The organism is Hymenobacter fastidiosus (assembly GCF_039539565.1).
Lineage (GTDB): Bacteria > Bacteroidota > Bacteroidia > Cytophagales > Hymenobacteraceae > Hymenobacter > Hymenobacter fastidiosus.
Window position 1 is genome coordinate 61,233 of sequence record NZ_BAABDJ010000038.1, and the last position, 21,874, is coordinate 83,106.

Annotated in this window: 20 protein-coding genes; 5 read left to right on the forward strand and 15 right to left on the reverse strand. The window is 63.3% G+C overall.

The window, feature by feature from the left end:
• The first annotated feature begins 99 nt into the window (after positions 1 to 99).
• The 3 genes from ABD833_RS17205 (at position 100) to ABD833_RS17215 (ending at position 4,166) form a co-directional block, all read left to right on the forward strand.
• Positions 100 to 1,575 (forward strand): sodium:solute symporter, encoded by a 1,476-nt coding sequence (locus ABD833_RS17205; RefSeq protein WP_345074673.1) that lies wholly within the window; start codon positions 100 to 102, stop codon positions 1,573 to 1,575.
• A gap of 94 nt (positions 1,576 to 1,669) precedes the next feature.
• Positions 1,670 to 2,152, forward strand: a complete 483-nt coding sequence (locus ABD833_RS17210) for an energy transducer TonB (RefSeq protein WP_345074674.1) — start codon at positions 1,670 to 1,672, stop codon at positions 2,150 to 2,152.
• 178 nt (positions 2,153 to 2,330) lie between these two features.
• Positions 2,331 to 4,166: an ABC transporter ATP-binding protein gene (locus ABD833_RS17215; protein ID WP_345074676.1), complete on the forward strand. Its 1,836-nt coding sequence runs from the start codon at positions 2,331 to 2,333 to the stop codon at positions 4,164 to 4,166.
• A gap of 488 nt (positions 4,167 to 4,654) precedes the next feature.
• Here ABD833_RS17215 and ABD833_RS17220 read toward each other — a convergent pair whose 3' ends face one another.
• From ABD833_RS17220 to ABD833_RS17230, 3 genes are all read right to left on the reverse strand, one after another.
• Positions 4,655 to 4,858, reverse strand: a complete 204-nt coding sequence (locus tag ABD833_RS17220) for a hypothetical protein (protein ID WP_345074677.1) — start codon at positions 4,856 to 4,858, stop codon at positions 4,655 to 4,657.
• 766 nt (positions 4,859 to 5,624) lie between these two features.
• Complete coding sequence (locus ABD833_RS17225) at positions 5,625 to 6,200, reverse strand: hypothetical protein (RefSeq protein ID WP_345074678.1); 576 nt, start codon at positions 6,198 to 6,200, stop codon at positions 5,625 to 5,627.
• A 40-nt stretch (positions 6,201 to 6,240) separates the two neighbouring features.
• Entirely contained in the window at positions 6,241 to 6,783 is a 543-nt protein-coding gene (locus tag ABD833_RS17230; RefSeq protein ID WP_345074681.1) for a hypothetical protein, read from the reverse strand.
• A gap of 411 nt (positions 6,784 to 7,194) precedes the next feature.
• Between ABD833_RS17230 and ABD833_RS17235 the strand changes: the two genes are divergently transcribed.
• Positions 7,195 to 7,998: a DUF547 domain-containing protein gene (locus tag ABD833_RS17235; protein ID WP_345074682.1), complete on the forward strand. Its 804-nt coding sequence runs from the start codon at positions 7,195 to 7,197 to the stop codon at positions 7,996 to 7,998.
• 10 nt (positions 7,999 to 8,008) lie between these two features.
• Here ABD833_RS17235 and ABD833_RS17240 read toward each other — a convergent pair whose 3' ends face one another.
• The 4 genes from ABD833_RS17240 to ABD833_RS17255 all read right to left on the reverse strand — a co-directional run bounded on the left by ABD833_RS17240 (position 8,009) and on the right by ABD833_RS17255 (position 11,717).
• Complete coding sequence (locus tag ABD833_RS17240) at positions 8,009 to 8,884, reverse strand: sterol desaturase family protein (protein ID WP_345074684.1); 876 nt, start codon at positions 8,882 to 8,884, stop codon at positions 8,009 to 8,011.
• Between the two features lie 182 nt (positions 8,885 to 9,066).
• Positions 9,067 to 9,816 carry a hypothetical protein gene (locus ABD833_RS17245; protein ID WP_345074685.1) on the reverse strand — a complete coding sequence of 250 codons (750 nt, stop codon included), beginning with the start codon at positions 9,814 to 9,816 and terminating at the stop codon, positions 9,067 to 9,069.
• Positions 9,817 to 10,138: 322 nt separating this feature from the next.
• A complete protein-coding gene (locus ABD833_RS17250; protein WP_345074686.1) occupies positions 10,139 to 11,047 on the reverse strand; it encodes a sterol desaturase family protein in 909 nt (302 codons plus the stop codon).
• 61 nt (positions 11,048 to 11,108) lie between these two features.
• Positions 11,109 to 11,717 (reverse strand): TlpA family protein disulfide reductase, encoded by a 609-nt coding sequence (locus ABD833_RS17255; protein ID WP_345074688.1) that lies wholly within the window; start codon positions 11,715 to 11,717, stop codon positions 11,109 to 11,111.
• 279 nt (positions 11,718 to 11,996) lie between these two features.
• Here ABD833_RS17255 and ABD833_RS17260 point away from each other — a divergent pair, with 279 nt between their 5' ends.
• A complete protein-coding gene (locus ABD833_RS17260) occupies positions 11,997 to 12,749 on the forward strand; it encodes a TIGR04283 family arsenosugar biosynthesis glycosyltransferase (protein WP_345074689.1) in 753 nt (250 codons plus the stop codon).
• Here the strand turns inward: ABD833_RS17260 and ABD833_RS17265 are convergent.
• The 8 genes from ABD833_RS17265 to ABD833_RS17300 all read right to left on the reverse strand — a co-directional run bounded on the left by ABD833_RS17265 (position 12,746) and on the right by ABD833_RS17300 (position 21,775).
• Positions 12,746 to 13,720: a radical SAM protein gene (locus tag ABD833_RS17265; RefSeq protein WP_345074690.1), complete on the reverse strand. Its 975-nt coding sequence runs from the start codon at positions 13,718 to 13,720 to the stop codon at positions 12,746 to 12,748. The genes ABD833_RS17260 and ABD833_RS17265 overlap by 4 nt on opposite strands.
• The gene (locus tag ABD833_RS17270) at positions 13,710 to 14,465 is read right to left on the reverse strand and encodes an ABC transporter ATP-binding protein (protein WP_345074691.1); all 756 of its coding nucleotides are present in this window, start codon (positions 14,463 to 14,465) and stop codon (positions 13,710 to 13,712) included. The genes ABD833_RS17265 and ABD833_RS17270 overlap by 11 nt, the downstream gene beginning before the upstream one ends.
• Complete coding sequence (locus ABD833_RS17275) at positions 14,462 to 15,115, reverse strand: hypothetical protein (RefSeq protein ID WP_345074692.1); 654 nt, start codon at positions 15,113 to 15,115, stop codon at positions 14,462 to 14,464. The genes ABD833_RS17270 and ABD833_RS17275 overlap by 4 nt, the downstream gene beginning before the upstream one ends.
• Positions 15,108 to 15,728: a hypothetical protein gene (locus tag ABD833_RS17280; RefSeq protein ID WP_345074694.1), complete on the reverse strand. Its 621-nt coding sequence runs from the start codon at positions 15,726 to 15,728 to the stop codon at positions 15,108 to 15,110. Before ABD833_RS17280 ends, ABD833_RS17275 begins: the two co-directional genes overlap by 8 nt.
• A 20-nt stretch (positions 15,729 to 15,748) precedes the next feature.
• Positions 15,749 to 16,513, reverse strand: coding sequence for an ABC transporter permease (locus ABD833_RS17285; RefSeq protein ID WP_345074695.1), 765 nt, complete (start codon positions 16,511 to 16,513; stop codon positions 15,749 to 15,751).
• A complete protein-coding gene (locus ABD833_RS17290) occupies positions 16,503 to 17,360 on the reverse strand; it encodes an ABC transporter permease subunit (RefSeq protein WP_345074696.1) in 858 nt (285 codons plus the stop codon). The genes ABD833_RS17285 and ABD833_RS17290 overlap by 11 nt, the downstream gene beginning before the upstream one ends.
• Complete coding sequence (locus ABD833_RS17295; RefSeq protein WP_345074698.1) at positions 17,341 to 18,576, reverse strand: ABC transporter substrate-binding protein; 1,236 nt, start codon at positions 18,574 to 18,576, stop codon at positions 17,341 to 17,343. Before ABD833_RS17295 ends, ABD833_RS17290 begins: the two co-directional genes overlap by 20 nt.
• A gap of 148 nt (positions 18,577 to 18,724) precedes the next feature.
• Positions 18,725 to 21,775 (reverse strand): TonB-dependent receptor, encoded by a 3,051-nt coding sequence (locus tag ABD833_RS17300; RefSeq protein WP_345074699.1) that lies wholly within the window; start codon positions 21,773 to 21,775, stop codon positions 18,725 to 18,727.
• Positions 21,776 to 21,874: the final 99 nt, after the last annotated feature.

The window sequence follows — 21,874 nt, forward strand, 5'->3', positions numbered from 1 at the left end:
GTGGCAGCTGGTTATCGGCTAAGTGGTAGCTTTGGACCATAAAGCATAGTCTGCTCGGTTGCTGGCCAAAAACCAAAAACCAAAAACTAAAAACCAAGCATGTCCCCCACCCTGATTCTGAGCCTGATTGCGGGCTACTTTACCATTCTGATTATCATTGCCCTGCTCACCTCGCGCAAGGCGACCAGTGAAAGCTTCTTCGTAGCTAACCGCAACGCCCCCTGGTACATGGTGGCCTTCGCCATGATCGGCACCTCGCTGTCGGGCGTCACGTTTATTTCGGTGCCGGGCATGGTGGCCTCGCAGAGCTGGAGCTACATGGCCGTGGTGGCGGGCTACGTGGTGGGCTACCTCGTTATCGGCACCGTGCTGATGCCGCTCTACTACCGGCTGCGGCTGGTATCCATCTACACCTACCTGGAGCAGCGCTTCGGATTCTGGAGCTACAAGACGGGCGCGTTCTTCTTCCTGCTGTCGCGGGCCATCGGGGCTTCGTTCCGGCTGTTTCTGGTGGCGGGCGTGCTGCAGCTGGCCGTATTCGATGCCATGGGCGTACCGTTTTCCCTCACCGTCACGGTCAGCATCCTGCTGATTTACCTCTACACCTTCCGCGGCGGCCTCAAAACCATTCTGTGGACCGATGCTTTCCAGACCATGGCCATGCTGCTGTGCGTGGGCGTGAGCATCTACCTGATTTCGTCCGAGCTCAACCTGGGCTTCCGCGAAATGGTGGCCACGGTGAAGAACTCCGAAATGTCGCAGGTGTACTTCTCCGACCTTAAGGACGACAAGTTTTTCTGGAAGCAGTTTGCCTCCGGCGCCTTCATTACCATCGTCATGACCGGGCTCGACCAGGACCTGATGCAGAAAAACCTGAGCTGCCGCAACCTGGGCGACGCCCAGAAAAACATGTTCTGGTTTACCATCGTGCTGGTGTTCGTCAACATCTTCTTCCTCACCCTGGGCGTGCTGCTCTACAAGTTTGCCGCCGCCAAGGGCATTGCGCTACCCGTAGGGCCAACGGGCAAAATCGTGGGCGACAACGTGTTTCCGCTGCTGGCCACCGGGCACTTCACCCTGTTCGCCGGCATCGTGTTCATCCTGGGCATCATCGCCGTCACCTACGCCTCCGCCGACTCGGCCCTGACGGCCCTGACGACTTCGTTCTGCGTCGATTTCCTGCTCATCAGCCGGTTTCCCGAGGCGCGGCAGACCACGCTGCGCAAGCTCACCCACTTCGGCTTTTCCGTGGTCCTGATCGTCATCGTCCTGATCTTCAAAGTTATCAATGACCAGAGCGTGATTACGGCCGTGTTCAAGGCGGCCGGCTATACTTACGGGCCGCTGCTGGGCCTGTACGCCTTCGGGCTGTTCCTCCAGCGCGGCGTCCACGACCGGCTGGTGCCCTACGTGTGCGTGGCGGCTCCGCTGCTCACCTACTTCATCAACGTGAACTCCAAGGCGTGGTGGGGCTACGAGTTCGGCTTCGAGATTCTGATTCTGAATGGCCTGCTCACGTTTGCCGGGCTGCTGGCCGTTTCCCGGCCGCGCGACTTCGAATTGAACCCTGCCTGAGAACGGGTGTTAGGACAATGGCGGGAGGCGCGGGTTTCCGTGCGTACCTTTGCGCGGTCGTAGTGCCGTCGCCCGAATCTGTTTTCCCTCACCCGTGAAGTCTCTGTTCTTTCTTTTGGTGGCCGTGAGCGTAGCATTCGCGGCCCGGGCCCAGCAGCCTGCTCCTACCAAAGCGCCCGTGGTCCTGAAGCCCGGCCACATGCGGGCCCAGCGCAATCCGGCGGCCAACCGCCCCGACGTGCCGCCCCGGTTTCCGGGCGGGGCCACGGCCCTGAGCGCCTTTTTTCAGCAGCAGATACAGTATCCGGAGGCCGCCCGCGTCAACAAAGTAGCGGGCAACGTGTTGACTTCCTTTACCATTGAAGCCGACGGCCGCGTGACTAACCCCAGGATTACGACCGGCCTCAGCCCCGAATGTGATGCGGAAGCGTTGCGCGTGTTGGGGTTGCTGCCGCCCTGGCAGCCAGCCACCCGCAAAGGCCAGCCCGTGCCCATTCAGGTGCAGCTGCCGGTACCGTTCGGCAACAGCACCAATCTACAGGTCGGGAAGTCGAAGACGAAAGTAAAGTTTGAGTAGCAGAATGGAGCGCCTGATTCTGGAAAAGCAGAACGTCATTCCGAGCGAAGTCGAGGAATCTCGCGTGCTGACGCAGGAATAGTAATCAGACGTCGGCACGCGAGATTCCTCGACTTCGCTCGGAATGACGGGCTGAAAAACAGGCAGAAGGCACCAAGACAAGCACTAAGTACCCTACATGGCCAGAAGTGGAATAAATACCAGCGGCGCGACCCTTGATCCGGACGTGCCCAAGAAGAAATTGACCAAGGAAAGCTTCCGCCAGGGCCTGCGGATTTTCCGTTACGTGCTGCCCTACCGGGCCAAGTTTAGTGTCGGGATGGTGCTGCTGGCCTTGTCCAGCGCCACGGTGATGTGCTTTCCCTGGGTGATTGGCAAGCTCACCGACTCGGCCAACGGCAAGCCCTTCGTGCTGCCCAACGGCAGCGTGGTCAGCATCAACCAGATTGCGCTGGGCCTGTTCGCCGTTATCCTGCTGCAGGGGCTATTTTCCTTCGGCCGCATCTGGTTTTTCACCCAGGTCAGCGAGTTCACCGTGCGCGACATCCGGCAGGCGCTCTACGCCAAGTTCGTGAGTTTGCCGATTCCCTACTTCGAGAAAAACCGCGTCGGCGCCATCACCTCCCGCATCACCTCCGACGTGGGCATGATTCAGGACTCGTTTTCCCTCACCCTGGCCGAGCTGTTCCGGCAGGTGATGACGCTGGTGGTGGGCATCATCTTCATCATGATGGTGTCGGTGAAGCTGTCGTTGTTTATGCTGCTCACGTTCCCGCCCATCGTGGTGGCCGCCATGGTGTTCGGGCGCAAAATCCGGGTGCTGGCCAAGGCCACCCAGGACGAGCTGGCCAAAACCAACGTCATCGTGGAAGAAACCCTGCAGGGAATCAACACGGTGAAGGCGTTTACCAACGAGCTGTTTGAAACCCGCCGCTATACCGTCTCGCTCACCAACACGGTGCGGGCGGCGCTGAAGAGCAACCTCTACCGCGGCGGCTTCGTGTCGTTCGTCATCATCGGGCTGTTCGGCGGCATCATCCTGGTGCTGTGGCGGGCCGCCACGCTGGTTTCGGCCGGCCAGATGACCATCGGCGACCTGACGTCCTTCGCGCTCTACACCATCTTTATCGGCGCGTCGGTGGGCGGCCTGGGCGAGCTGTACGGTAAAATACAGAGCACGCTGGGCGCTTCGGAGCGCATCCTCGAAATCCTGGACGAGCCTTCCGAGCCTACGCATAAGCCGCGGCTGGCCGGCACCGCCCCGCTCACCGTCCGCGGCGACATCGACTACCGCCACGTCGCCTTCAGCTACCCCACCCGCCCCGACCTGCCGGTGCTCCAGGATATCAGCTTCGATATTCAGGCCGGCGAGAAGATTGCGCTGGTGGGCCCCAGCGGCGCGGGCAAAAGCACCATTGTGCAGCTGCTGATGCAGTTCTACGAGCTCAGCGGCGGCAAAATCCTCATCGACGGCCGCGACGTGCAGCAGTTCGACCTCACCGAGCTGCGCAGCCACATCGGCATCGTGCCCCAGGAAACGCTGCTGTTCGGCGGCTCCATCCGCGAGAACATTGCCTACGGCAGGACCGACGCCACCGATGAGGAAATCACCACGGCCGCCCGCAAGGCCAACGCCTGGCAGTTCATCTCCACCTTCCCCGAGGGGCTCGACACGCTGGTGGGTGAGCGGGGCATCAAGCTTTCGGGCGGGCAGCGCCAGCGCGTGGCCATTGCCCGCGCCATCCTGAAAAACCCCGCCATCCTGATTCTGGACGAAGCCACCTCCGCCCTCGACTCCGAAAGCGAGCAGCTGGTGCAGGGCGCCATGGACGAGCTGATGCAGAACCGCACCAGCATCATCATCGCCCACCGCCTGAGCACGATTCGGAAAGTGGATAAGATCCTGGTTATCGACGGCGGCCGCATCGTGGAGCAGGGCACCCACGACGAGCTGAGCAACAGTGAAAATGGTATCTACGCCAAGCTGCTCAAGCTGCAGTTTGAGCTGAGCTAGGGGCGGCAGATTTACGAGTAGGGAAAGGGCGAAGCGGGGTTTCGCCCTTTTCGTTTCGAATCGATATCTTCCTCCGCACTTTAGTTTTTAGTGAACCTGTTTAGGGTTGCGGTTTTTTCGTCGTTTGTCATCCTTCATCTGGCGTCCGCTTGCGAAGGACATTCTCACGACTGCTCATGTTGGCCTAATTCCAAGTGGTACGGACGTGATAAGGTCCTTCGCTCCGCTCAGGATGACAGCTTTTTCGAAACCCTAAACAGCCTCCACGTTAGTTTTACGCCGGCCCAACTGCAACAGCTGCGGCAACTCAAGTTTCTTTCCCAAAGCATTAGGCTGCTGCCAGCCTGGCTTTCGGCCTCCGCCATCAAGCGGCAGCAGCGGGCCCCGAGCATGATGGCCGGACCCGATAATGATGAGCTTATGGAGTACGTGCTGGCCGGGCTGGCCGCCAGCCGGGCTGAGTTCGGCAAACCGGCGTACCTCGTGCTTCAATCGGCTGGCAGCGGAGTAAGCCCGCGCAGGGTGCAAAAGTACAGGTAGCTTTTCACATCTGACGTGTAGCCGCGGGTGGTGTTGGCTGCTCCCTTCAAGCCGGCTTCCAGGAAGCCGGCGACTTTGGCCGACGTGCGGGCCAGTTCTACCTGATAGACCGGGCCGGTTACGGCCACGGCGGTAGGAGTGCGCTTATTCATAGGTAGGCAGCGGTGATATTGGGGCGGGTAGCGCTTTCGTATATTGGGCTCTCAGCGCCGCCAGTGCCATGCGCCGGGCGCGCTTACGGTGGGAAAATTCGGTTAAGGTCATGTCTCTTTCCTCTCCCACCGGGCTTGTACCGGGAGTAAATAAGGCCTGCAATAGCTCGACTGCTTCCCGAACCGTGATGGTGGGAGGAAGTAACAAATCCTGAGCAAAAGGGTCTATTGTGAATTCCTCGACACCAGCAAAAGGCTCTTCAATAGCTGGCGGTACTGCTAGTGGTTCTACTACCACAGGCGCGGGAGCCGGAAGCGGCTCTTGACCCAACAAGTCCAACAAGTATGCGCTGGAATCGGCTTCATCCTGCCTTTCGGCGCCGTGCCACATCTGCGTCGCCGTGGCGAAGTAAAGGCAGGCACCCTGCAACATCGGTCCCGGTCGGTCCAAGGTTGGGGAGATGGTCAGTATCCGGTTCCGGTAGTCAGCATAGGTAACCGGGCGCACCACTTGAATGAGGGCCAGTTGGTTGCGGACGTAGTTCTTCCAGGTGCCTCGTTTCCATTCCCAATACTGCTCGTCAGGGAGTTTATAGGCAGCGGCATAGTAACATGAGCTGGTCCCGTTCCCGCAACAGCACCAACAGGCGCTCGTGTTCAGCCGGTAGAAAGTCCGGCGCGGAGTGTTGGTTTGTCATTTATAATTGGGACAGGTAGAGATAATCCAGGGCCACATTGTCCATTCGTGCTTTAAAGTCCATCCGGCTCACTTCTTGGCCCACCCGTAGCCCAGGCGATAGGCCCACAGGGCATAAAAAGGGGCATAATCGGTCAGGAAGCGGTAGCGAAAGAAGGCCACGACCACGAACACCAGCGGCAGTCCCCAAGCCGATACCGCAGGCACATTTGGCACCACCCGGACCGTGAACTGATGCAGCAGCAGTGCCGGCACCACAACCGCCGCCAGCACGACGAGCACCAGGGGCAGCAGCCAGAGCCAGCCCCCGCGCAGGCGCAGGGACACGGCCAGTCCTTTGATGCAGTAGACCAGGGCGTAGAAGCAGTAGCCCACGGCCAGAATAGCCAGCAGGCGGGGCAGGCTCCCGTAAGGGCCGAGGAAATCCAGGGGCGCGGTGAGCAGGAAGGCCAGCACCAGCAGCGGTGCCGCCGCCAGCATATCCGCCAGCACCGGCCCCACGGAGCTAAGCAAGCCCCCGCCGACGCGCCCGCCGCCGCGCAGCAGGGAGCCCAGGGCTTTACCAGTCTGGTAAGCGTCCCGATGCCCCGACGAGTGCGAACGGGTATTCTGGTGGGCTAAGTAGCCATCTTCGTAATCAGACATGGCGCGCTGGATTTAGGGATTAAAGCATTGTTGGGATGCACTACGTAATGGCCCACTGGTAGCCGCGCCGGTAAGCCCATAACCCCAAATTGGGCGCATAGTCCTCCGTGAAGCGGTAACGGTTATAAACGAATAGCATAAACAGGGCGGATATGCCCCACGCCAAGAACGGATTCACTGTTGCTACAAAGTGAACGATGAGCAGGTGTAGCAACCACCCCGGCACCAGGCAAGCCACTACCAGGCACAGGATAAAGGGCACCAACCAACGCCGGCCCCCACGCAGACGCGAGGCAATGGCTACTCCTTTAAGGACGTAGAGCAACGCGTAAAAAAGGTAGGCCACCGCTACGATGCCGACAAACCGGGCCGTTCCAAACCCAGGGCCGAGAAAAGACCACGACATGGTGGCCATCCAGCCAAAGAGCAGGAACGGAGAAGCCACCAGTGTCTCCACCAGGAGCCGGAATGCCAGGGCCACGCCACCAACGGCCATGTTGCCGATGGCTTTGCCGTTCTGGTAGGATTCCCGGATATTCGGAGCGTTGCGGCCGGCTTGATAGCCTTCGTCGTATTCTGACATGGAGCGAGTGGTTTGAAAGGAGCAGCGATAATAAGCCGAAGGTTACTTGTCGAAGCCAAATAGCTTGACCAGATAGTCACCCAGCGGCGGGTGCTGGTGGAACACGACCGTACTAAACCAGAATGTACCGCCAGCAACAAGAACAGTGGAAACCAGGGTATCAAGCAATGGCATAAGCGGGGTTTTTGTAAGGGTGAAAAAAGCCGGAAAACAAGTTATTGAAAATCGTATCGCGAGGAAGTTTTAGCGGTTATACGGGGTTTCTTACTTCGTGCCTGTATACAGCGATGCCGACAAGTGAGGCTTGTCCGGAAGTTGCCGCAGATAGAGAATTATGCGGGGGATTGTAAGGCCGGCGTTCACCGGCCGACTACGGCTCCAGATTCACCAACCCGCTGCTAAATCCGAACCATGAAAATTCTTGCCTTGCCCGTCCTGACTATCCTGGCTGGAGGGGCCGCCGCGCTAACGGCCTTCGCCACGCTGAATCCGGCCCTGCTGCCGGTGGCTACTTACGCGGTGGCCGCTACCGGCCCCGTGGTGGACCACAGCAGCTACGACCGGCTGCTGAAAAAGCACGTCACCGACAAGGGCCTGGTCAATTACAAAGGCTTCCAAGCCGACGAGAAGGAATTCAACCACTACCTGGCGCTGCTGAGCAAAAACCCGCCGGCGGCCAGCTGGAGCAAGAACGAACAGATGGCATACTGGATAAATGCCTACAATGCCTACACCATCCGGCTGATTCTGAATTACTACCCCGTCAAGAGCATCAAGGACATCGGCTCCTCCATTCAGATTCCCTTCGTGACGACGCCCTGGGCGGCGAAGTTTTTCAGCATCGGGGGCGAAAAGATGAGCCTCGATAACATCGAGCACGGCACACTGCGCAAGAAGTATGACGACCCGCGCATCCACTTCGCGCTGGTATGCGCGGCCCTGACCTGCCCGCGCCTGCGCAATGAAGCCTACACGGCCGCCCGCCTCGATGCCCAGCTCGATGACCAGGGCCGCGATTTTCTGAACAACCCAGCCAAAAACAGCATCAGCCCCGGCAAGGCGCAGCTTTCCAAATACTTCGACTGGTACAAGGGCGACTGGACCAAAAACGGCCAATCGGTAGCCAAGTGGGTAAACCGGTACTCGAAAACGAAAATCGACGAGCAAACCCCGGTTACCTTTCGGGATTACAACTGGAAGCTCAACGAGCAGTAGGACATCGGCCCTACGGCACCAGCTCGTGCAGCAGGCCGGTGGGCTCCGGCCGGGCCGGCACCGAGCCGTCGGGGCGGGCCCAGGGCTCCAGGGGCTCCAGCGGCAGGGCCAGCAGGCGGGGGAACGTCATTTCAGCGGCTTCCGGGTAGGCGGGCACACCGATGGTGAGGGCCTGCTGGGGCACGTTGAGGCGCAGGGTGCGGTGCAGCCGGTCCCAGAGCGTGAGCACGACGCCGAAGTTGCTGTCCGTTTCGCGCTGCACCTGCGAGTGGTGGATGCCATGGGTGCGCGGCGTAACCAGCACGCGCACCAGCTGGTGCTCCACGGCAAAGGGCAGCCGCCAGTTGCTGTGATGAAAGGCCGTGCAGGCTTCAAATACCGCTTCGAAGCCCAGCACCGTGGCGGGCCGCACGCCCAGCAGCGCGGGCAGGCCCGCACGCCAGGGAATGCTGGCCAGCATCTCGCCGAAGTGAAAGCGCCAGGCCGTGGTCAGGTCCATGTCCAGGTCGGAGTGGTGCACGCGGTGCAGCCGCCACAGCAGCGGCGCGTGCAGCAGCCGGTGCCAGGTGTAGCCCAGGTAGTCGAGCAGCAGCACTTCGGCCACCAGGCGCAGGGGCGCGGGCAGGCGGGCCAGCACCGGCCGGCGTGGCGCCCAGGCTTTGGCCAGGCCCACCATGGCCGGCAGCAGCGTCAGGCGCATGGCCGGCAGCGAGGGCGCGGCCACCAGGGCGTTGCGCAGCCACCGCTCGGGCCGGGGCCGGATGCGGCGGCGCAGGGGACGGCGGGTTTCCAGCAGCAGCAACCCCAGGGCGGCCACGGCCAGCGCTGGCCCGGCCCAACGGTCGAAACGGCGCAGCAAGGGAGAAGAAAAGGGCAGCAAAGGCACGGGCGCAGGAGTTAGATGAGCAGATGACGGCAGCGGAAGCCAGTTAACTTACTTCTCCGAAGCCAGCGGGGTTGCCCCGGCAGCCAGCACCCGCCCCGGCAGTGGCGCGGAAGCCGCCCAGGGCCTGCGCTGTCTGAACGGCTCCAGCTGCTGCCCTCGTATTTGCACGAGAGCAACCTTCCTTACAGCGACAGCCCGAGTCCCACCGAGTACCAGCTGACGTCCGCGGCGTTGCGGCCCGCCAGTCGGGTGCCGCCTCCTACCGTAACACCGACGTGGTAGGCCACGGGCACGTAGAGCGAGGCCCCCAGGCTGGTGGTGTTGACCTTCGTTTCCGGGAAGCGCTCGGGCGTGAAGCCGGGGCCCCCGATGTCGATGCCGCTGGTGGACGTCTGGTTGCTCACCCAACTTTCCAGGAAAAAGCGCGGGGCAGCGTACCCGACCTTGGCGCTCAGTAGCACGGCGTCGGGCACGTCGTTGGTGCGCAGGCTGTACCCGCCCTGACCGCTGACGAACAAACCGTTGGCAAGCTTATACTGCAGCAGCAGCGAGGGGTCGAGCTGGGTGGCCCGGTTGCCGATGGCGTTGATGATATTCGTGCGGTAGCGGCTTAGCGGCGTACTCAGCGCCAGCGCGCCCGTAGCCGAGAAGACGCCCGCCTCGCCCGCCGTCTGCAGCGCTCGATAAGCCAGCGCCACGGTGGCGTTCTGCAGGTCGCGCTCGAGGATTTTCTGGTCGTCACTCAAGCGCCGGCTTTTCGAGGAGATGTAGGGCACGTTGGCGATAAGGTCCAGCTTATCGGTCAGGCCATAGGCCGCGTACAGGTTGGCGCTCTCAATGACGACTTCGTCCTGGCCAGCCATTTCGATGGCCGTTTTCGTCTTGCCCAGGTAAAACTCGTCGTAACGCTCGCGGGTGTACGACAGGAACACGGAGGAGTGGCCCTGGCCCTGGCGAAAACCACTAATCAGCTACTGGGCGAAAACGCGGCCGGGCAACATCAGCACCAGGAGCAGGCAAAAGAAAGGCGTGATAAAGCGTTTCATGGGTTGGGGTTGGGGTTGGTGGATGTTTTGGAATTTTTTAGAGAAATCAAACACGAGGGCTGATTTTTCAGCTTTTTCCTGGGGCGGGGACTGGTCGAAAGGCGTTCGAAGCCTGCTCCTGGTGCAACGGGAAAAACTTCGGGTCGCCGCGCGCCCTTAAACCGGCATTGGGGTCCTGCTCCCGCCGGGAGCTTCCCACCGGGAGCAGTCAAGGCGGGGCGGAGGGGCCAGGCCGGCTAGCGCGGGTCAGCTCAGCGAAGGGCTCCAGCTGCTGAGCTGCAAACGTGGCCGGGTAATGTTCCACGCCCGCGAAGCCCAGCGGCAGGTTGGCCTGCTCGTTCGGGACGTAGGCAGTCCGGAACAGGTAGTCCCACAGGGTCAGGGTAAGGGCGAAGTTCACGCCGTGGCGGCGCGCCCGGGGCAGCTCCTGGGCGTGGTGCCACAGGTGGGTCTGGGGGTTGTTGAACACGTACTTGAGCGGCCCCAGCGGCGCGTACAGGTTGGCGTGGTTGAAGTGGCCGACGGTGAGCGTGAACAGGTGCACCAGGAAAAAGTCGGTGAGCCCGAAGCCAATCAGCGCCAGCGGCAGGTACTCGAACAGGCGGTAGACCACCGTTTCGACGGGGTGGTAGCGCAGGTGGGCGGCAAAGCCCATTTCCTCTACCGAATGGTGCACCTGGTGAAAGGCCCAGAGCCAACCCACGCGGTGCAGCAGCCGGTGCACGTTCCACTGGATGAAGTCGCGTACCACAAACAGCGTGAGCAAGCGCGCCCACAGGGGCCAGCCTCCAATTTCCACCGCCACCAGGTTGTGGATGCCCACCAGCCCCAGCCCGTCCTTAAAGAGCTGGACGAAAACATTCGACAGCGCGTTGTAGACGATGAGCGAGAACAGGAAGTAGTTGAAGAACATGTAGAACCCGTCCAGCCAGAAATCCTGCCGGAACGTGCCCTGGTCGCGCCGCCAGGGCCACAGCAGCTCCAACCCCCAGAAGCCCAGCGACAGGGCCACCAGCCAGTAGTAGTAGTTGCCCCGGCCGGGGTGCAGCACCTCCGTGAGCAGATAGTGCCCGTAGCCAGAGAACGAGTCGGCGATAAGCTGCGGGTAATCGGCCATGGTCAGCTATTGCTTGGGGGTGAGTGAAAAGCGAGTGGCTATCCAGCCGTAAAAGGCTTGCTTACCGGGCGGTGGCTGCGGCCAGCTGTTCCAGGCCGGCTTTGAATTCCGGCGTGTCGTACTCGGCCATGCCGTCGTGGCGGGCGGCTACCTGCCCATCGGGGCCGAGGATGACGGTGGAGGGGATGGAGTTGGAATCGAACGGCGCGGGCAGGTCGCCGGTGCGCAGGTACACGGGGAAGGTGTACCCCTTGGCCTTTACAAACTTTTGGGCCTTGGCCGCGTCCGCGTCGAGCGAGAGCATCACGAAGGCCACTTTCGAGGGGGCCATTTTCTTGTACAGGGCTTCAATGCCCGGCATCTCGGCGCGGCAGGGCGGGCACCAGCTGGCCCACAGGTTCACGAATACTACTTTGCCTTTCAGGTCGCTTAGGTTAACAGCCTTGCCTTCGAGGGTAACCAGGGGCACGTTGTGCGGGTAGATTGCGCGCCCGGTGAGCACCACTGGCATGGCAGTAGCAGGAGTGGCGGGCACTTCGGCTTTCCAGAGGCCGGTGGCGAGCAGACCCCGCTGCAGGCCGCCCAGCACCACGGGTCGCAAGCCGGTGAGCATAACGAGCGCAAGGAGGGCCAGGGGCAGCCACGACCAGATTTTTTTACGGTTCAGCATCCGCGTTCTAGAAAAAAAGCACTGGTAAAATGACCGTCGTCCCGCAAAGGACCCATCGGCAGGCCGGTGGTCGCACGCGGAAAAAAGTCCTTACAACCCGGCCCGTTTTATTTGCCCGGCCGGGCAACGCCCCGCGCCGGGTGGGCGTACTCAGAGGAGAACCAATGGGCAGAAAAGCCCCGGCATTCCGCTGGTAATGTCGAAAAGCGTGAGATAAAATGTTGATTATCAGCTCCTCAAACCAGTAACGGATTTATGTTGTCTGCCGCTCCCGCGCCAATGCCTTTACCCCGTATTCCGGCGAGCTTCGGCGGGCCGGGCATCGCGTTGGCGACGGTCAGCATCATTATTCCGGCCTATAACGAAGCTCCGGGCATCGGACAGCTGCTGGCCTACCTGCGGCAGGCCACGGCCGACGAGCCGGACCTGGAAATTATTGTAACCGACGGGGGCAGCACCGACGATACCCGGGCCCTGGCCCGGCGGGCGGGCGCTACCGTGGTGCGCAGCCCGCACAAAGGCCGGGCCGCCCAGCTCAACTACGGGGCCCGCCAGGCCAGGGGCGACATTTTCTATTTCCTGCACGCCGACTCCTACCCCCCGCCGGGCTTCCTGACCGACTTGCGGCAGGCCCGGCGGCAGGGCTACGGCAGCGGCTGCTACCGCCTGGCCTTCGACCACGGGCACTGGTTTCTGCGCTTCAGTGCCTGGTGCACGCGCCTGCCGCTGCTGTTGGTGCGCTTCGGCGACCAGAGCCTGTTCGTGCAGCGCGAGCTGTTTGCGCGGGTAGGCGGCTTCCGCGAGGACCTGCTGGTGATGGAGGACCAGGAAATCGTGCGGCGGCTGCGGGCATGCGGGCCTTTTCTGGTGCTGCCGCGCGCCGTCACTACCTCGGCCCGCAAGTACCTGGCCAACGGCGTGTTTCGCCTGCAGGCGGCCTTCACCCTCATTGCCGGGCTCTACTGGCTGGGCGTGTCGCAGCCCCGGCTGGTGCGGCTCTACCGGCGGCTGATTCGGCAGGACAAGCTTTAGGCCGCGCCGGCCGCCGGTGTGCTGGCGGTTGCTAGTAGGGCGGGCGCGGCCAGCGGCAGCATGGGGCCCGCGAAGTGCTGCTCAAAAAACTCGTCGCACCAGCGGCACACGTTCTGCAGGTCCTCGCCCCGGGCCAGGGCATGGGCCTCGGTGACGCCGATGGACTCGCCCATCTTCCAGGGGTCGCCCTCGTTCAGGCGCTGCATGATTTCCGATTGGGAGGCCCGCAGCAGTACGTCGGCCACTTTTTCCTGCCGGGCGTCGCCCAGCGGGAACCTGGTGCCGGGGCAGCAGGGGTTGATTTTCCAGAGCTGGATGCTGATTTCCTGGGGCAGCTCGGTGCCGCCCAGAAAGCCCTTGGCCCCCGAGAGAATGGCGCAGAAGTTGTGCGTGGGGTCGCGCAGCCAGATGTCTTTTTCCAGGGCCCGGCCCCGGGCCCAGTTGCCGCCCAGCCACATGTCCTCGGTGGCGCCCCAGTAGCCCCAGCTCAGGCGGTGGCCTTCCACCAGCAGGTGCTCCTTGTCGATGAGCGGGTCGTGGTCGTCGCCGTTCACGCCGCGGCTTTCGAAGAGGTCGGCCAAAGTCATCAGGCGGGAGCCGGCCGCCTTGTGGTAGCGGTCGATGCTGGCGATGTCGAAGCGGGTGACGCCTTTTTCAATCAGCAAATCGAGGATTTCGGGGGTCAGCAGGTCACCGTTGGTTTGGAGCATTACCTGGGTGCGGCCCTGGTACTTCTCCTGCACGGCATCGAGAATGAGATAGAGCTTGACGCGGTCGGCTATAGGCTCACCGCCGGAGAGGATGAGCCGGTCCACGCGCTCGGGCAGGTTACGGATGATGCGGAAACAATCCTGCACGCTGATGCGCGTGCCCTGCGGCCCGGAGCTGTTGTAGCAGTGGTCGCACTTGTCGTTGCAGAGCTGGGTGAACACCCAGTAGATGGACTCGCAGTGCGTGAAATCAGTTTTCATAATCGGGCTGGTAGGCAGTACGCTGAATGGACTCCCAGAAGGTGAGCTCGGCGGCGATGCTGGTGCGCGGGTCCTGAATGAATTCGCGCACGCTGGGAAAGCTGGTGAGCAGGCCCTGGTCGAGGTAGGCAAAATGGGTGCCCACGGTGAGGGCCTCGCGGCTGTCGTGAGTCACGAAGAGCGAGGTAATCTGGTGCTGGCGGCTCACGCGCAGAAACAGCTGCTGCATGTCGGCGCGGGTCTGGGCGTCGAGGTTGCCGAAGGGCTCGTCGAGCAGCAGCAGGCGGGGCCGGATGATGAGGGCCCGCCCAAAGGATACCCGCTGCCGCTGCCCACCCGAGAGCTGGTGGGGGGCTTTTTGGGCGTGTTCTGCCAGGTCCAGTTCGGCCAGCAGCGCGCGCACCTGCTCGTCGGCCTCGGCTTTAGGTATTTTGCGGATGCGCAGTCCGAAGGCCACGTTTTCAAATACGCTCAGGTGCGGAAACAGCAGCGGCTCCTGATAGAGGTACACCATCTGGCGCTCGTTGGGCGGCACGGGCAGCAGGTTCTGGCCGTGCAATTCCAGCGTGCCGGCATCCGGGGCTTCGAGGCCGGCCAGGATTTTCAGCAGCGTGGTTTTGCCGCAGCCTGAGCGGCCCAGCACGGCCAGCACCTCCCCTTCTGACAGGCGAAAGGTGATATTGCGCAGCACCGGCTGGCCACCGAACTGCTTGGTGAGGCCATTTACTTGCAGCAATTCGCTCATAGCCGGGCCCCCGCGCCATACGCGGCGGCATCAATCGTCAGGCGCTCCGGCGTGGGCCGCACGCCACTCAGCCACTCGGTGAGGCGGTCCACGTAGTTATCCAGGTGGGTGATTTGCTGCACGCCGTGCTCCACGATAGGGTCGAGCGTGGTGGCCAGCAAGGTGCCGCCGTACTGCGGGGTTTGCCAGGTGATAACGTCGCCCCCGGCGTTGGTCTGGATGATTTCGGCCGAGGCCGGCACCCGGGTGTACACGCCGTGGGTATGCCAGCAGGCCTGGCGCGGCGTGAGGCCCCGGTACACGGGGTGCTCGTAGTTGGTATCCGATACGGGCGGGTTGGTGGGGTCCGTCACCCACCAGTAGTTGTTCACCGGCCGGTCTTCCCACTGCGCGTCGAGCCAGGCCGTGGAGGAGTCGCCTTCGAGAAACACCTTTTTGCCCGCCGCCAGAAAGTCGTAGAGGACGGCCTGCTTCGCCGTCAGCACCGCCTGGTTCGACTGAAAGGGAATGGCCAGCGCGTCGAGGTCGCGCACGGCTTCAGCGTCGAGGTCGTGGATGTAGAGGAGGCGGTACAGGTCGCGGTATTTGGGCGCGGTGGCCAGGGCGTAGTGCGACCACACGCCGTTGAAAATCAGTCCAATCTTAGCCATGAGCGGGAACGGGTGAAGTGGCAAGCAGGTGAATAAAATTACGGTACAAGGCCACCAGGGCACTGTCGGACTGGCCGGCGGAGCTCACGTCGGCCAGCGGGCCGCTGGCGGTGAGCAGCATCCGGCCGGCCGTGCTCACCTCGTCGAGCACCACGATGGGGCGCTGCCAGGTGTCGGCCAGCAGCACGTCGGCCCCGGGCGCGGCTTCGAGGTAGCCGCAGGACCACCAGCCGCTCATGCCGTGCGAGAAGTTGAGCTGGTCGAGGTCCAGGTTAGCGAGCAGGCCGTGGCGGTCGGGGCCGGGGGTGTAGCGCACGTCCTGGGTGCGGCGGGAGTTGTCCATCACCCACTGGTTGCCGGGCACCCAGGCCGTGAAAAAGCCGTCGCAGCACACCAGTGCCTTGCCCGCGTCGAGAAACGCGCGGACTTTTTTCTTGATTTTGAGCATGGCCACGTGGTCGGAGCCGTTGGGTACTACCAGCAGGTCGTAGGGCAGCAGGTCGGGGTCGAAGTCCTTGGTGATGAGACAGGTGGTGTACCGCACCCGCTCATTCGAGACGTAATACTTTTCGAGCCCCTGAAGGCCGTTGGAGATAAGCAGGGCGTGGAGCATGGCAATGGGGAGTAATTTAATTACGGGGTTTTGCGCAGCAGGGCGGCGCGGTTGAGGCGCAGCAGCAGCGCCGGGGGCAGCAGCAGCAGCAGCGAGGCCACGGCCGCCAGGGACGCGTTGGCTTCGCCCACGTAGGCAAACACCTGCACCGTGAGCGTACGCACTTTGCCCACGCTCAGCACGTTGGTCAGCCCGAAATCAAACCAGGCCAGCAGAAAGGTCTGGAACAGGGCCGTGCGCAGCCGCGGCCAGGCCAGGGGCAGCAGTACCTGGTGCAACGCCTGCCCCGGTGTGCAGCCCAGGGTGCGGGCCAGCTGCTCGTACTCGGTGGCCTGCTGCGTCCAGAAGCTGCGCAGCAGCAGCGTGGCAAAGGGCAGGGCCACCAGCAGCAGCCCCAGCAGCACCCCGCCTACCGAGCCCGACAGGTGCAGGCGGATGATAAACGGCTGGATGAGCACGGCCAGCAGCACCGGCGGCAGGGCGTAGGGCAGGTAGCTGGCCACTTCCCAGTGCCGCGCCCAGGCCGAGCGCGCGATGGCCCGCGCCAGCCCGAAGCCCCCGGCCGTGGCCACCACGGCCACCGTGCCGGCCAGCAGCAGGCTGCGGCCCAGGCCAGCCAGCAGGTCGTTGCCGGCCCCCAGCAGGCTGCGCACGGCCGCCAGCGAGTAGGCCGGGGGCAGCGCGGCCGGAAAGCGCCAGTCCTCCCCCACCGCCAGCAGCGCCAGCAGCAGAAAAGGCAAGAAAAACAGCCCGGCCAGCGGGCCCACGAGGAGTTTAGAGCGCATGACGACGGATGGTACGAAGGGCCAGCACCAGCAACATCAGCAGCCCGCCCGCCACCAGGAAGCCGGCCAGGTAGGCGGCCGGCAGCTCGCGCAAATCGAAGCGCTGCAGGCGGGTGGTGAGGTACACGGAGAGCATCTGCGGGTAGGGGCGGCCCAGCAGCAACGGAATATCGTAGGCCCCGAGCGTGGCCACCGTACTCAGCAGCAGCGTGGGGGCGGCCCGGCGCAGCAGCAGCGGCAGGGCCACCCGCCGCCGAAACTGCCCCGCGCTGGCCCCCAGCGTGCGGGTGAGCTGGTAGTAGTCGTCGAGGCGGCTTTCCTGGTAGATGGCCTGAAACAGCAAAGCCAGAAAAGGAAACGTGAGCAGCACATGAGCCAGCACGATGCCCACGCCGGCGGCGTCCTGCACCAGCTCCGGGAAGGTCTCCAGCCGGCTGGTAAGCCCCGCCTGATAGCTCAGGCGCGAGAGCCAGCCGCTCCGGCTCAGCAGCTGAAACAGGTAAAAGGCCAGCACCAGCGCGGGCATCAGCAGCGGCACGTAGAGCAGGCCCAGCAGCGGCCCCCGCCGCAGCGAGGCCTGCGCCCCCAGCACCAGGGCCAGCGCCAGGCCGGTGGACAGGCCCACCGCCACCAGCGCCACCCCGGCGCTGTAGAGCGCGGCGTAGAGCAGGCCCGTATCGTGGCCCAGCGCCCGCCAGTAGCGGCCCGTGAAGCCCGCCGCCAGCGGGCCGGCCAGCCCCACGCTGCCCAGCAGGGCGTAGGCCAGCCCCGCCAGCGGCAGCCCCACCACCAGCAGGCCGTAGCCGCCCAGCAGCAGCTTGGCAAACTCAGGAAGCCGGAACCGCATGGCCTTCGATGATATAAGTGCGAAAATCCTTGAACAGACGGGTCATGTACTCCGGGTCGGGCTCGGGCAGGGCCCGGCCCTGAATGGCGGCGCGCCGGGGGGCGTAGCGCCGCGAGGGCAGCCGCTCGAACTGCTGCCGCTGGCCCACCGGCAGGGCCGCCAGGTTCAGCACCGTGTGGTCGCCCCACACGTCGGGGTCCATCTTTTTGAGCTGGGCTTCGGGCGAAATCAGGAAGTTGATGACCAGCAGGGCCGCCTCCGGGTGCCGGGCCCCGCGCACCACGCCCAGGTAGTGGGAGTTCTGGATGGTGCCCGGCAGGGGCACGTAGGCGCGGGCCGTGGCCGGAAACACCTTCTGGTTGACCTTATTATCCACCTCTGCGTCGTTGTTGGAAAACGTGAAGGCCACCTCGCCGTTGGCAAAGAGCTGGTGCAGCGGGGCCAGCTGCTCGGGGAAGGTCTGGCCCTGCTTCCAGAAGTAGGGCCGGCTGGCGTTAATCACCCGCCACAGCTCGCCCGACCATTGTTTGTACACGGCCTCATCAAACTTGCCCCGGAACAGCGCCGGGTTGCCCGACAAGGCTATCATCCACGATTTGAGCAGGGTCATGCCCGTAAACTCGTTCGGGATGGTGAACTGGCCGGGGTGGGCCCGCAGGTAAGCGGGCAGCTCGGCAAACGAGCGGGGCGGCCGCGCCACCCGCGCCGAGTCGTAGATAACCGTGAACTGCACGTTGCCCCAGGGGCACTCCAGGCCGGCAATGGGCTGCTGAAAATCGGTGTTGATGAACGGGTTCCGCAGGTCCAGCAGCCGGGCGTTGGGCAGCTGGGCCACGAAGGGCCCCAACAGGGCCTCCACCTGCCGCAGCTGGTAGAAGGTTTCGCCGTTTATCCAGACCATATCGGCCTCGCTGGGCTGGCCGGCCTGCTGCTCGGCGGCCAGCGTCTGCACCAGCCCCGCACCCTGGCCGGCCACCAGCGCCAGGTCGATGCCGTAGCGGCGCTGTACCTCCGGCTTCACGTAGGTGTTCATGTACTGGTTGATGAGCGGGTCGCCCTGCCACATCACCATCGTCACCGGCTGGTTGCGGCCCGCGGCTTCAATTTGCGGCCAGGTCTGGGCCAGGATTTGCTGGGGCGTGCGCGGCTGGTCCGATGCGGAGCCGCAGCCGGTGAGCAGGGCGGCGGCGGTCAGGAGTAGAAATGTTTTTTTCATGGAAGATAAAGAACTCAAAGAACGTCATGCTTCATCTGGTGTCCGCTTGTCGAAGCATCTCTACTGCGAGAGTAATCAATACCATTACAACGAAGCGGTAGAGATGCTTCACTACGTTCAGCATGACGTTCTTGGGGTTTCTAAATGACTACAGCGCGTAGCGCAGCCCGAACTGGAACTGGCGCGGCGCGCTGGCGTTGCGCCGGATAATGCCCGAGCCAGCCGCGCCCACCTGAATCTGGTTGCTCTGCGTGGCGTTGTTGGCGTATCCGCTCAGGTTCTGGGTGTTAAGCACGTTGAACACGTCGGCGGTCAGCTCCACGCGGCTGGTTTTCTCGCCGAAGCGCAGCGTGTACTGCGCGCCCACGTCAAACGTTTTGGCCCAGGGCAGGCGGTCGCTGTTGCGGCCTTCGCCGGGAAACCGGTCGGTGTTGCCCTGGTAGGCGGAGCTGAACGAGCTGCCGTCGCCGTTCAGGTCGCTGGTGAGCCCAGTAGCACCCGGACCCAGGGGAAATTTGTAGGCCCCGGCCACCCGGTTCACGGGCTGGCCGCTTTGCAGCAGGGCGGCTACCGTGAGGCGCAAGGCCGATACCGGGTAGTAGCTGCCGATGGCGTTGATAACGTGCGTCCGGTCGTTGATGGAATTGGCGAATTCGGTGCCGTAGTTGTTGCCATCAGCGGCGCGGAAGTTCACGTCCTCGGTGTCGTTTTTCAGGTTCGAAAGCGTGTAGGACACGCGGTAGCCGTACTTGTCCTCGGCGGCATCTTTCTGGATATTGAAGCTGGCCGCCAGGTAGCGCGAGCGGCCCGCCGATTCGGTCACGACCACGTTGCGGGCCACGCCCGTCACCCGCTGCCCGTTGATGACGGCGAAAGAACTGTCAGGCTTGTTGAATCGGCGAATAGTTGTAATCGGTACCGGTCGAGTAGCATCGGCCTGCGTCGTGGTGCGTACCACCACGGCATTCGGGTTCGTCTGCGCGTATTCCGACACGGCATTCACGTTGCGCAGGCGGAACAGGTCGTAGCTGCGGTTGTACATCGCGTCCACGTAGAACAGCGTTTTGCTGCTCACCTGATACTGGTAGCCCAGCGTGGCCTGGTGCGAGTAGGGGTTCTGGTAGCCGTTGGGGTTCAGGAGGCGGCGCTCGCCGCCGAATACCCCGGCCCGCTGGCCCTGCAGACTGGCCGCCGACGGCCCTTGCAGGTAGGCCACGTTGCTGGCGCTGGCTCCCTGGTTGCCGTCAAACGTCACGCGGTCAATATTGGTGTTGGCGGGCAGCGCGCCCACGCGCACCAGCTCGCGGAGCTGGGTTTTGTAGTCGGCCGAGGTGGTGTTCTGCTGCAAGGCGTCGCTGTACACGGTGTACAGAATCTTGTCGTAGAACAGGCCGTAGCCGCCGCGCAGGCTGCTGCGGTCGGTCAGCTGGAGGTTGAAATTGGCGCGGGGCGCGATGTTGTTGCGGTCGCCCTTTTCAGCTCCGCCCTTCGAAAGATTGTCGTAGTCGTAGCGCACGCCCAGGGTCACGTTCAGGCGGTCGGTCACGGCCACCTGGTCTTCCAGGTAGATGTTGTACAGGTTTTGGGTGGTGCCGAACGACTGCGGCCGCAGCTCTACGCCGTAGCTGGTCACTTCCGCACTGGCCGGAATATCGTTGATGCCCAGGCCGGGCCCCAGGTTACGGCCCCGCAGTGCATCGAGCTGCGCCTGGGTTAGCTTCACGGTATAGCTGCCGTTGGGGTTGCCGCCGCCAAAGAGCGAATGCTCGGTGCTGATGATGCCGAAGCCGCCTTTGAAAGTGTTGCGGCCACTCAGCAGCGTAAATTTCTGCTGGGCCTGCCAGGTGCTTTGGTGCGAGTCGAAGAGGTAGCCGGGGTGGCCGAGCACGGCCACCGTTTGCTCGCCGGGGTTCTGCACGTTCACGTCGGGGCTGCTGGGGTTGTCGGCTTTGCCGTAGTTCCAGCGGAAGCGGGCGTACTGCACGTCGGTTTGCGAGGTGAAGCGCTGGCCCACGTACACGTTCTGCGAGGCGATGTTGATGGAGTTGCGGTCCTGGCTGTTGCCAGCCGAGGCAAAGGCCACGCCACCATCCAGCCCGCCGCCCTGGCGCCCAATGTTCACGTAGCCCACGTTGGCCCGCAGCGACGAGCGGAACCGCTCGGTCCAGCGCTGGTCGAGCTTGCCCGAGAGGTAGGTGAAGCGGTTCTGGCCCCGGATGCTGGCGTTCACGCCCAGCTCGGGCGAGGTCAGCAGGTTATCCTTAAAGTCGAAGGTCTGCTCGGCGTTCAGGTAAAAAAACGTCTTGTCTTTCACCAGTGCGCCGCCCACGCCAAAGCCGAACTGCTGGCGCTGGAAGCCACTTTTCACCTGGTTGCCCGAGAGGTCGCGCTGGGCAAATTCCGTCTTGCCGTCGATGCCCGGGCCCGGCCGCGTGAGGTAGAACACCTCCGCCGCGAGGTCGTTGGAACCCGACTTGGTGGTCACGTTCACAATACCGTTGGCCGAGTTGCCGAACTCGGTGGAGAAGTTGTTGGTGAGCACGCTCACGTTCTGGGCAAAGCCCACCGGAATGGCGAAGCGCTGCCCGCCGAGGAAGTTCTCGTTGTTGTCGAGGCCGTCAATCAGGTAGTTGGTATACAGGCCGTTGGCCCCATTGATGCTCACGTTGGGGGCTTCGGAGAAGAAACCCGTGGCCAGCGTCACGTTGGGCAGGCGGTAGAGGGCGCGGGTAATGTCGCGGGCCTCAATCGGAATCTCGCGCAGCTCGCGGGCCGACAGCTCCGACGACACCTCCGCGTTTTGCGTGTTGATGGTGGTGGCATTGTTAGGGGCGCGCACCAGCACGCCGGCCAGCGCCTGGGCGCTCAGCTGGGGCAGCACCAGCGTCACGCTGGGGCTGGAATTGGCGCGCAGCACCAGGTCGGCTTCGCGCACGGCCTGGTACTGGTCGCTTACCATCGTGCTCACGGCGTAGCGGCCGGCCGTGCTCAGGCCCCGGAAGCGGGCCTTGCCCTGGGCATCGGTGGGCAGCGCGGCGCTAAAGCCAATGGCGGCGTTGTCGAGGTGCACCGGCAGGCCCACCACGGGCTTGCGGGCATTGTCCTGCACCGACACCACCAAATCGACCTGGGCCCAGGCCGGCAGGGCGGGCAGCAGCAAGCCTACCACGAGGGCTAAAAGCGGAAAAAATCTGTTCATAAAATCACGGAAAGCAAGCTGAAACGAAACGCGTGGGCCGGCCGGCGCCAACGCGGCTGCCCACGGGCAGGCCCCGTCCGACGCCGGACCGGCAATTCC